Raw genomic sequence first — 7112 nt, 5'->3', positions numbered from 1 at the left:
GCGCCGAACGCACTGCCGCCCGGCATTCCGACCCCTCGTCACGTTCGGCGCCCGAGGAGACGCCCCGGCGCGCGCCCGGCCCCGGCCGCAGCCCGCGCACCGCCCCACGGCCCCCGTGCCCGGCCCGGCCCGGCAACACGCTGAGCCCGCGGCCGCCCGGCCCGGCAACACCCTGAGCCCGCGGCCCGCGCCCCGCCCCGGCCCGGACCCGCCGAGCCTCCGGCTAGGAGCCCGCCCCGGCCCGGACCCGCCGAGCCTCCGGCTAGGAGCCCGGCAGGGTGAGCACCGCCAAGGCCCCGCCGCCCTCCGCCGCGCGGAACTCCAGCCGGGCCCCGATCGCCGCCGCCTGCCCGACCGCGATCGTCAGGCCCAGACCGTGGCCCTTGCCGCCGCCGCTGCGGAAGCGCTGCGGGCCGTGCGCCGCCAGGTACTCGGGGAAGCCGCCGCCGTGGTCCCGTACGGTCACCACCGGCCCGTCCACGGTCAGTACGACCGGCGGCCGCCCGTGCTTGTGGGCATTGGCCACCAGATTGCCGAGCACCCGTTCCAGCCTCCGCCGGTCCGTCTCCACGTGCGCGTCCCGGACGACGACCACCTCCGTGTCCGTCCCGGACGCCCGCACCACCCGCCGCACCAGCCGGCCCAGCTGGTGCAGATCGGTCTCCACCACCTCGCTGCCCGAGTCCAGCCGGGAGATCTCCAGCAGGTCCTCCGTCAGCTGCCGCATCGTGCGCACCCGCTCGCGCACCAGCTCCGTCGGCCGCCCCTCCGGCAACAGCTCCGACGCCGCGTGCAGGCCCGTCAGCGGCGTGCGCAGCTCGTGCGCCACGTCCGCGGTGAACCGCCGCTCGGTCTCCAGCTTCGACTGCAGGCTCCCCGCCATCGTGTCCAGCGCCGCGGCCACCGTCGCCACCTCGTCCTGGTGCCGCGCAGGGGTCCTCGTCCGCGGGTCGTCGACGCGCGCGTCGAGGTCGCCCTGGGTGATCCGCCGCGCCACGGTCGCCGTCTGGTGCAGCCTCCGGGTCACCCGGGTCACCGCGAAGGCGCCCACCAGCAGCGTGCCGCCGATCGCCAGCAGCGACGACCCGATGATCGCGTTGTCCAGCCCGCTGATGGTGCGGGCGCTCTGCCCGTAGTCGACGGCGGCCGCGAGCGCCCGGCCGTCCGCCGGAGCCGCCGCCCACATGGTCGGGCGGCCCCGGTGGTCCGCCACCAGCGTGCCCCGGCGCCCGCTGACGGCCAGCGCCCGCAGCTCCGGCGGCAGCCCCACCGGGTCCAGCCCCGCACCGCGCGGCAGCGCCTCGCCCGCCTCGTACGCGCGCGAGACGTCGTGCAGTTTGGCGAGGGCCTTCTCCCGCGCCGTGGCCACCGTCTGCCGGGTCACCTCCACGTGCACGAGAGCGCCCAGCACGGCCGCGAGCGAGCAGCACATCACCACGATGAAGCACGCCGACTTCCAGGTCAGCGTGGCCGTCCAGGAGGGCAGCCTCATGGCCGGACCGGCAGGGGAGCGGGATCCCGGCTCCCCGGGGCCTGCGGGTTGCCGGGCACCCGTACGATCTGCTCGCGCGTCGGCAGCATGGTGAGCTGCCTCTCGTCCCAGGACCACGCGGTGATCAGCTCGTAGCCGTGGTTCCCGCTGGGCACCCGCAGGATCACGTCACGTGCGGCGAGCTCCACCGAGATGACGGTCTCCGTGGTCGCCATGATCCGGTTGAGCCGGCCGTCCGGGTCCGCCGTGTACACCCGTACGGACATCATCTTGTCCGGGAACTCGATGCCGACGATCAGCTCGTCCTTGCCGTTGCCGGTGAGGTCCCGGTAGTACGGCTTCAGTACCGGGCACGCCTCCGGATCCTCTTCCTCCCCCGCCTTCGCGCATTCCCTGATCGCGGCCGCCGTCCGGGCCGGCATGCCGTCGGCGCCGACCTCGATGTCCGGATGGGCCCGCAGCTCCGCCTGGACGAGGGCCACCGGATCGACGGCGTGCACGTCCTGGTCGCGGACCGGCGGGATCCCCTTGACGTACTCGGGCGGGGCCCCGCCCGGATCGGCGGGCGGTACGGACGCCCCCCGGCGGTCGGGCCACAGGTGTACGGGCCCGCTCGCGGTCGGCGTGGAGCCGGCGCTCACCAGCCCACCGGTGTCCCCGCAGCCGGCCAGCAGCGGAACCAGCGCGAGCAGGGGCAGCAGCGCGCACGCGGCCACACGCAAGCGTGCCCTGTTCACAGTCCGTGTGCCCTTCTGTCCGCGATACGCCGACGGCCGATCACGTCAACCATATGCGGAGGTACATCCCTTTTACCGCGAGGTCTCAGCTGTCCGTGCGCCCTCGGCGCAGCATCGCGAAGCCCAGCCCGGCGGCGCCGACGGCCGCGATTCCACCGCCGGCCGCGAGCAGCAGCACGCCGTCGCCCGGACCATCGGCCAGCGTACTCAGGCGGCGCCCGGTGTTGGAGCCCTCGGCGACGGTACGGGTGTCACCGGCGGTCGCCCTCTGCGGAGCAGAAGCCGGGAGGACCTGCCCGTCGCGGGTCCCGCCACGGGTTCCGGCGTGGGTCCCGCTACGGGTTCCCGTCTTGTGTCCGTCGCCCGCCACGGCGTGGCCGGGGCCCTGGGTCTGCGCGTCGCCGACCCATGAGGTCAGCTGCCCCGTGGAATCCAGCGCGGCGTGCAGATCCCTGGTGCCACCGAAGCCGGTGACCCCGTCACTGCTGGTCAGGGTGGCCGCCCTGGTGCCGTCGGCCGACAGGATCTCGGCCCGGTACGCGCCGGCCGCGGTCCGGTAGACCTTCGCCGTGGACTCTCCGTCCGCGAGCGAGAGGCTCTTGACGAGGCTCCACTGCGGGGCGGCGGAGTGCGCCGACGATGCCGCGGGCACCCCCTCGGCCAGGGCGGCGGCGGTGGGCAGCGCCAGCAGGCTTCCGGCACATGCGGTCACGGCGGCGGCGCGAACGAGAGTGCGGCGGCTGACGGTGCTCACGGGGAAATCCTTCGGTGCCGGTCAGGGCCTGGGCCATCCAGGTGGGTCAAACCTAGGGCCCGGCCGCTGCGGTGGCGCCCCGTTCATGTAACAGCGGAGTCGCAACGTTCCGTCGGAGGCGTTACACATCCGAGGGATTGCCCTGAGGCGCCCCGGCTGCTCCCATGGACGGCGGGGGTGAGGGCCATGCGCGGACTCAAGGTACTGCCGAGCGGCCGGCCCGGCCGCGGCCGACTGTATGTCAATCTGCCCGACGGGCAGGCGGTTGCCTGGTACGACCGCCAGGCCAACCGCATCAGCGTCCTCGCGGACGACCACCGCGAGGCGATCCTGGCGGTGCTGCGGCCCTACCTGAGCGGGACGGTCTCGATCGGCCCGCCCCCGGTCCCCACGGCGTCCGACCTGCGACGGCTCGCCCTGCCACCGGACGCGGACCTGGCCCCGAACCGCCCGGGGGAGACCCTGCTCGGAGAACTGGAACACGGCCCGGCGGGCACCAGAGCCCGGCACCGGCTGCGCCAGGACCTGACCGCGCAGCAGCGGATGGGCGACGCCTTAGACGCCCTGGAGCCCGACGGCTGGCGGGTCCTGCACTGCGTCCCGCTCCCGGGCCAGGGCCGCATCGACCACCTGCTCATCGGCCCGGCCGGGATCTTCTGCGTGCGTACGGTCCCGGGCCGCCGTCAGCGCGCGGTGGTCGGCGACCTCCTGCTCACGGTGGGCCGCGCCGAACCCCGCCCGGACCCCCGCTGGATCCGCCGCGCGGCGGCCCTCGCCACGCTGGCCCTGCGGGCGAAGGTCACCCCGGCGCTGGCGGTGGTCGACGCCTCTCGCGTCGAGACGGCCCCCACGGTCCGCGACATCCGCATCCTCCAGCCCCCGACGGCCACCCCGACCCTGGCGGCATCCCCGACGACGCTGAAACCCCCGGAGATCGAATCCCTCTTCGCCCACGCCCGCGACACGACGACCTGGCTCCCCGGCCCCGCATCCTCCAGCCCCGCCGGCGTTTGAGGCGCGGGGTCCGGGGCGGAGCCCCAGTTTCGGGAAGGGGCGGGTAGGGGAGAGCGCCGCAGGCACCGCCCCTGCCCGGCCGCCCGCCCGCTCAGGCGGAGGCCCGCTTCCGAGGCGTCGCCGTCTTCTTCGCGACCGCACCCGTCTTCTTCGCGGCCGCGGTCTTGGCCGTGCTCTTGGTCGTGCCCCCGGCCGTGGACTTGGCCGCAGCGCCCGAACCCGACTTGCCCGCCGCCGACTTGGCGGCCGTCGACTTGCCCGTGGTGGTCTTCTTCTTCGTGGCGGCCGACGCCGTCTTCCTCGCCGAAGCCGCCGTCGACTTCTTCCCGCCCACCGCCTTCGGCGCAGCCGCCCCCGCCCCCGTACCCGCCTTCCGCCGAATCGGGGTCACCTCGGCACGCTCGGCCGTGCCCCCGGCCGTGCCCTCCGCCTCCCCCCGCGATGCCTTCGCGGCCCGCACGCTCTTCTCCAGCGCCGCCATCAGGTCGATCACCTGTCCCCCGGCCGGTTCCACGATCGCCTCCGTCGGCTCGAACGCCCCACCCGACTTCGCCACGATCAGCGCCTCCACGGCCTCCCGGTAGTCGTCGTGCAGCGAGGTCATCTCCACCTCTCCCAGCGTGGCCATCAGCGCGTCCGCAAGGTCGAGTTCGGCGTCCCGTACGGACACCTCGACCTCCGGCGCCACCCCTTCCGGCGCCCGGATCTCGTCCGGCCACAACAGCCCGTGCATCGCGATCACGTCGTCGACGACCCGCAGCATGCCCAGCCGCTCCCGCCCCCGCAGCGCGTACTTGGCGATGGCGACCTTCCGGCTCCGCTTCAGTGCCTCCCGCAGCAGCGTGTACGGCTTCGCCGCCGTCGCTCCGTTCGCCGCGAGGTAGTACGCCGCGTCCATCTGCAGCGGATCGATCTCCTCCGCCGGTACGAACGACATGATCTCGATCGTCTTCGCGGTGGCCAGCGGCAGCTGCGCCAGGTCCTCGTCCGTGATCGGGACGATCGACCCGTCGGCCTCCTCGTACCCCTTCCCGATCTCGGCGCTCGGCACCTCCTCGCCGTCCAGCTCGCACACCTTGCGGTACCGGACGCGCCCGCCGTCACTCACATGGATCTGGCGGAAGGAGATCGAGTGACTCTCGGTGGCGTTCACGAGCTTGATCGGAATGCTGACCAGGCCGAAGGAGATCGCCCCGTTCCATATGGATCGCACGGTTCCTCCTGTTTCGTGGCAGTCTCATCGTATGACGCCGATCACATTGGTGGAGGGCCGTCGCATCGCGCTCAGCAATCTCGACAAGGTCCTGTACCCGGAGACCGGCTTCACCAAGGGCGAGGTGCTCCACTACTACGCCACCGTCGCGGCCCCGCTGCTCGCCCACATCCACGATCGGCCGGTGTCCTTCCTGCGCTACCCCGACGGCCCGGACGGCCAGCTCTTCTTCACCAAGAATCCGCCGCCCGGCACACCCGCCTGGGTGAGGACCACCCCCGTGCCGCGCTCCGAGGACCTGTCGGCCGAGCAGGTGGTCGTCGCCGACATGGCCACCCTCATGTGGTCCGCCAACCTCGTCGTCGAGTTCCACACCCCCCAGTGGACCGCCGGCCACCCCGCCCTCGCCGACCGGATCGTCCTCGACCTCGACCCCGGCCCGCCCGCCACCGTCGTCGAGTGCTGCGCGGCCGCCCTCTGGCTGCGCGACCGGCTCGCCGCCGACGGCCTGTACGCCTGCGCCAAGACCTCCGGGTCCAAGGGCCTGCACCTGGCCGTGCCGCTGGAGCCGACCCCGTCCGAGCGGGTGTCCGCGTACGCGAAGCAGCTCGCCCAGGAGGCCGAGCGCGAGCTCCCCGACCTGGTGGTGCACCGCATGGCCAAGGCCCTGCGGCCCGGCAAGGTCTTCGTGGACCACAGTCAGAACGCCTCCGCCAAGACCACCGCCGCCCCCTACACCCTGCGCGCGCGGGCCCGGCCCACCGTGTCCGCGCCCGTGTCCTGGGCGGAGGTCGAGGCGTGCCGGACCCCTGCCGCCCTGGTCTTCCTCGCCGACGACATCCCCCCGAGGCTCGCCCGCGACGGGGACCTCTTCGGCCCGGTGAACGACCCCGCGCGGGCCCGCCCGCTCCCCGGGAAGCGGCCGTGATCCGCGTCGCGCTGGCCGCCGCCGTACGCACCCTGCCGCGGGGGGCGGGACTGGCGTACGAGCCGAAGTTCGACGGCCACCGGCTCGTCGTGCTGCGCTCGGCGACCGACGTGACCCTCCAGGCGCGCTCCGGCCGGATCGTGACCAGTGCCTTCCCCGATCTCGCCGTGGCCGCGCTGCAGTTGCCCGCCGACACGGTCCTCGACGGCGAGGTGGTCGTCTGGCACGCGGGCCGTACGGACTTCGCGCTGGTCCAGCGGCGGGCGGCGGCCACCGCCGCCCGGGCCGCCGTGCTCGCGCAGCGCCTGCCGGCCTCGTACGCCGCCTTCGACGTCCTGGAACTGGCCGGGCTCGATCTGCGCGCACGCCCGTACGAGCGCCGCCGGACCCTCCTCGTCGATCTGCTCCTGCCGCTGGGACCGCCGCTGCAGCCGGTGCCGATGACGACCGACCCGGAACTGGCCGCCACCTGGTACGAGACCCTGCCGGCCAGCGGAATCGAGGGCCTCGTGGTCAAACGGCTGGACCAGGCCTACCCGGCCGGGCGGCGCGGCTGGCAGAAACTGCGGCACACGGACGTGCGGGACGCGGCGGTGGTCGGCTACACCGGCACCCCGCGCTGGCCGCTGGCCCTGGTGCTCGTCCTGCCGGTCGGGGACGAGACCCCGCTGGTGTCGAGCCCGCTGACGGCGGCGCTGCGCATGGAGGTGGCGGCCGAGGTGGCCGCCCGCGGGGCGGCCTCGCCGGCGCTGGCCACGGTCACGGCGATCGGGCTCGGGGAGGTTCCCTTCCGGGCCCTCGACCCACCTCTCACCGCGGAGGTCCGGCACACCTCGGCCCGGCACCCGCCGCCGGAGGTGCTCCGGCTGCGGACGGACCTCTGACGGACCTCTGACGGACCTCTGACCCGCGCGGGAGGCGCGGGCCAGAGGCCGTGGGAGCGGATGCGCCGGGCGTGCGCGCTGCGTCGGGTG

The 7112-nt window shown here is 74.3% G+C and carries 7 protein-coding genes; 3 read left to right on the top strand and 4 right to left on the bottom strand.

All coding sequences use genetic code 11. The features are described from left to right. Positions 1 to 262: 262 nt before the first annotated feature. The 3 genes from ACWGE1_RS26430 to ACWGE1_RS26420 all read right to left on the bottom strand — a co-directional run bounded on the left by ACWGE1_RS26430 (position 263) and on the right by ACWGE1_RS26420 (position 2983). Positions 263 to 1492, bottom strand: coding sequence for an ATP-binding protein (locus ACWGE1_RS26430; RefSeq protein ID WP_453422966.1), 1230 nt, complete (start codon positions 1490 to 1492; stop codon positions 263 to 265). Further along, on the bottom strand, positions 1489 to 2229 hold the full coding sequence (locus tag ACWGE1_RS26425; RefSeq protein ID WP_453422965.1) for a hypothetical protein: 741 nt from the start codon (positions 2227 to 2229) through the stop codon (positions 1489 to 1491). Before ACWGE1_RS26425 ends, ACWGE1_RS26430 begins: the two co-directional genes overlap by 4 nt. 85 nt (positions 2230 to 2314) lie before the next feature. Next, positions 2315 to 2983, bottom strand: a complete 669-nt coding sequence (locus ACWGE1_RS26420; RefSeq protein ID WP_453422964.1) for a hypothetical protein — start codon at positions 2981 to 2983, stop codon at positions 2315 to 2317. A gap of 186 nt (positions 2984 to 3169) precedes the next feature. Here ACWGE1_RS26420 and ACWGE1_RS26415 point away from each other — a divergent pair, with 186 nt between their 5' ends. After that, positions 3170 to 3997 (top strand): nuclease-related domain-containing protein, encoded by an 828-nt coding sequence (locus ACWGE1_RS26415; RefSeq protein WP_453422963.1) that lies wholly within the window; start codon positions 3170 to 3172, stop codon positions 3995 to 3997. Between the two features lie 91 nt (positions 3998 to 4088). Here the strand turns inward: ACWGE1_RS26415 and ku are convergent, their stop codons facing one another. Continuing rightward, the gene (ku, locus tag ACWGE1_RS26410; protein WP_453422962.1) at positions 4089 to 5210 is read right to left on the bottom strand and encodes a non-homologous end joining protein Ku; all 1122 of its coding nucleotides are present in this window, start codon (positions 5208 to 5210) and stop codon (positions 4089 to 4091) included. A gap of 31 nt (positions 5211 to 5241) precedes the next feature. On the opposite strand from ku, the gene ligD reads away from it, so the two are divergent. Both ligD and ACWGE1_RS26400 read left to right on the top strand, forming a co-directional pair. Continuing rightward, entirely contained in the window at positions 5242 to 6138 is an 897-nt protein-coding gene (ligD, locus tag ACWGE1_RS26405; protein ID WP_453422961.1) for a non-homologous end-joining DNA ligase, read from the top strand. Next, positions 6138 to 7022: an ATP-dependent DNA ligase gene (locus tag ACWGE1_RS26400; RefSeq protein ID WP_453422969.1), complete on the top strand. Its 885-nt coding sequence runs from the start codon at positions 6138 to 6140 to the stop codon at positions 7020 to 7022. The genes ligD and ACWGE1_RS26400 overlap by 1 nt, the downstream gene beginning before the upstream one ends. Positions 7023 to 7112: the final 90 nt, after the last annotated feature.

This window comes from Streptomyces sp. NPDC054932 (genome assembly GCF_053610205.1).
Note: the sequence above shows the minus strand (reverse complement) of the source record. Positions and strands in the feature narration are given on the sequence as shown.